The sequence below is a fragment of the Chrysiogenia bacterium genome (genome assembly GCA_020434085.1).
GTDB lineage: Bacteria > JAGRBM01 > JAGRBM01 > JAGRBM01 > JAGRBM01 > JAGRBM01.
Window position 1 is genome coordinate 1 of the sequence record JAGRBM010000445.1, and the last position, 2743, is coordinate 2743.

Genomic DNA, 2743 nt, shown 5'->3' on the forward strand with positions numbered 1-2743 from the left:
AACCTCTCCCACTGCTCAAACGCAGCTTGTTGAATTGCCTTGTAGCGAGACAGGTGGTGCCCTCTCTCGCCCGTGGCCGCCATCTTGAGTAGGGCCTGCTCTGCCCACGCCCATTGATCCAGGATTTCCTGCTCAATCTCATCGTCGAGCTGGTCAAACGACTTGGTGACGGCAGAGTGCCCGTATTCTTCCCGGCCCTCGCTCATGCGCTGGTAGGCCAGATTCCTGAACTTCTCCCAGTTGCTCACGCAGTCACCTCTTCGTAGTGTTTTTCGATGTCTGAAACCCGGATGATGGAGGACCGTCCATTGCTGAACTGAACGTCAGCGAAGGGGCCTTCGAGGTAGCGGTCACGCCCACGCGCACCCTCCACAATGTCAAACTTGGTGATTGCAAGGACCACAAGGTCCAGTGAATTCGGGTAGAGTTTGTGCCGCCACCGGCTGTATTTACGCATTGCCATCAGATGCTGCTCCAATCGCTGAATTTTGTTTTCCGTCCATCCCAGTGGAGGGGGATGGTGCGGCACTCGCCGTCACGGTTCTTCAAAACAATCAGCTCCGCCTTGTGTGGATTCTCCGCGTGATCGTTGTAGTAAGCCTCCCGGTAGAGCCCCATCACAATGTCCGCGTCCTGTTCGAGGGCACCGGATTCGCGCAGGTCGGAGAGCATGGGCCGCTTGTCTGTGCGTTCCTCGCACTTGCGCGAGAGCTGGCAAAGCGCCAGAACCGGCCAGCCGATGTCCTTGGCCAGCGCCTTCATGGCTGCTGAGATTTCGGTCAGGTCGTGGTTGCGGTTCTGCCCCTTGGCATCGGCCACCGCGATGTTCAGGTGGTCCACCACGATGAGGCCCATTTCCGCCTTGCTCTTGCGCCGAACCTGCCGGGCAATGCTGCGGATGTAGGCCGGGCGCTGGGCGCCTGAGTCTTCGATGTAGAGGGGCAGGTCCATGAACGCGGTGGACGCTTCCGTCACCTTGTCGGCATCAAGGGGCTGGCCGTGATCGTCCTGGTCCCTGCGAAGATGCGAAATGGGAATATCCGAGAGCAGGCTCAGCGCGCGGGTGAACAGCTTCTCGGCGCTCATTTCCAGCGAGGCGATAAAGCCGGGGAAACCCGCCTTCGCAGCGTTCAGGGCAATCTCAAGGGCCAGTGACGTTTTGCCCATTGAGGGGCGGGCAGCAAGGATCGCGTAGTCCTGCGGCTTCAGGCCAGCCAGCAGGGAATCCACATCCCAGAGGCCCGTGGGCACGCCTGAAACGTGACCGGCCTTGTAGGCGGCCTGCTCAGCCTCCAATGCGCGAAGGCCACGCGGGGCGAGCTGGTCAGCCCTGACAAGCCTGGTAGCCGTGCGGTCGCCCATGCCGATCTTCGAGACGATGCCCATGGCAGCGTCCATATCGCGCTCGTAGGCTTTCTCCATGGCGTCCTGCGCGGCGGTAATCAGGGCACGGGCCTCCGATGCCTTCAGGACTTCCTTCGCCCCCCAGTGGATTCGATTGGCGAATGGGACCACGCTCATGGCCTGCCGGATTGGCTCGTCGTGTTCGTGGCCGCCAAGCTCTGTGGCCAGTGTTACCGGGTCAATCGGCTCGTTCTTGGCGGAGAGCGCCTGCATGGCCGCAAAGATTTCCCGGTGGTTGGGGCGGTAGAAATCGGCAGGGGTCAGGGTGGCCGCGTCGTCAATCCGCTCGTTATCCAGCAGGATTGCGCCCAGGACGGTCATTTCCGCCTCGATGTTCTGGGGGGCTACTCTCACAGCGATATCCCCGCGAACAGGTCAGCTTGCGCGGTGAAGCAATCCAGCCGCTTCTGCGCCGTGTGCGCGTGCTGCGCGTCGATCTCAATGCCGATGAAGTCACGGCCCACGCCAACGGCAGCCTCGCCCGTGGTGCCGGTGCCGCAGAACGGGTCGAGGACAACCGCGCCCGGCTGCGAGTAGAGGCGAATGCACCGCTCTGGCAAGGCAACCGGGAACGTGGCCGGGTGGTCATTGCGGAAGGGGAGGGTCGCGGGGATTTTCCAGATCGTTTCAGTAAGCCGTGACCAGTCGCCCCACGTCAAACCGTTGTCCGCCATGCCGTCGCCGCAGCGGTAAATCAGCACCCATTCGTGGTTGGCGCGCAGGCGCGGCGCATTGGGGCGATTTCCCCACGCAGCCCCGTTGGCTGGACCCTTGTGCCAGATGGCAATGTCGATAAACTCAGCGTGCCGGTCGAAAATCGCGCGGTATTCATCCAGCGCAAATACTCGCTCAGAGCGGGAGCCGATCCAGTTGGGCACGTTGGCGCAGATGTAGCCGGAGCAGATGCGAGCAGCGGCAGAGAACCACGCCTCGGTAAACTCCCAGTAATCCCGCATAGCCAGCGAGTCGTCAGCCGTGCCGTAGTGCTTGCCGCAGTTATACGGCGGGCTCGTGACGACGAGATCAGCGGCCAGCGTGGGCAGCACAGCGAGGCAGTCGCCATGGATGACGCGGTAGTCGCTCACTGCCCACCCCCTGGACGTGGGCGCTCAGCGCGGTATTCGGGGGGCCGGTTGGGCTTGGTGGCCAGCGCCAGCGGCGGGTCGGCAAGGAACTTGTCCTGATTCAGCCACGGCTCGATGCCGGGGATGTATTTGCCGTTGGCGTCCTGCCACTCTGGCAGCTTTTCCTGCCATTCGAGGGCAGCAAGGCAGGTGGCCAGCAGGTCGGCGTGCGAGAGCTTGTTGCGGGATCGTGCCTGCTCCCAGCGCTTAAACGC

At 62.4% G+C, this 2743-nt stretch carries 5 protein-coding genes; all 5 read right to left on the reverse strand.

What is annotated here, in order from left to right; translation table 11 throughout:
• The coding region (locus KDH09_15190; protein ID MCB0221040.1) for a hypothetical protein at positions 1 to 248 on the reverse strand (248 nt) is incomplete at its 3' end.
• On the reverse strand, positions 245 to 463 hold the full coding sequence (locus KDH09_15195) for a hypothetical protein (protein MCB0221041.1): 219 nt from the start codon (positions 461 to 463) through the stop codon (positions 245 to 247). The genes KDH09_15190 and KDH09_15195, both read right to left, overlap by 4 nt.
• Complete coding sequence (locus tag KDH09_15200; GenBank protein MCB0221042.1) at positions 463 to 1758, reverse strand: replicative DNA helicase; 1296 nt, start codon at positions 1756 to 1758, stop codon at positions 463 to 465. The genes KDH09_15195 and KDH09_15200 overlap by 1 nt, the downstream gene beginning before the upstream one ends.
• Positions 1755 to 2489: a site-specific DNA-methyltransferase gene (locus tag KDH09_15205; GenBank protein ID MCB0221043.1), complete on the reverse strand. Its 735-nt coding sequence runs from the start codon at positions 2487 to 2489 to the stop codon at positions 1755 to 1757. The genes KDH09_15200 and KDH09_15205 overlap by 4 nt, the downstream gene beginning before the upstream one ends.
• Positions 2486 to 2743 (reverse strand): hypothetical protein (locus tag KDH09_15210; GenBank protein ID MCB0221044.1); only part of this gene is annotated, 258 nt, incomplete at its 5' end. The genes KDH09_15210 and KDH09_15205, both read right to left, overlap by 4 nt.

What these genes read in the sequence shown, in the direction of transcription:
- KDH09_15195 (MCB0221041.1), bottom strand. Translation starts at nt 463, where the DNA reads ATGGCAATGCGTAAATACAGCCGGTGGCGGCACAAACTCTACCCGAAT.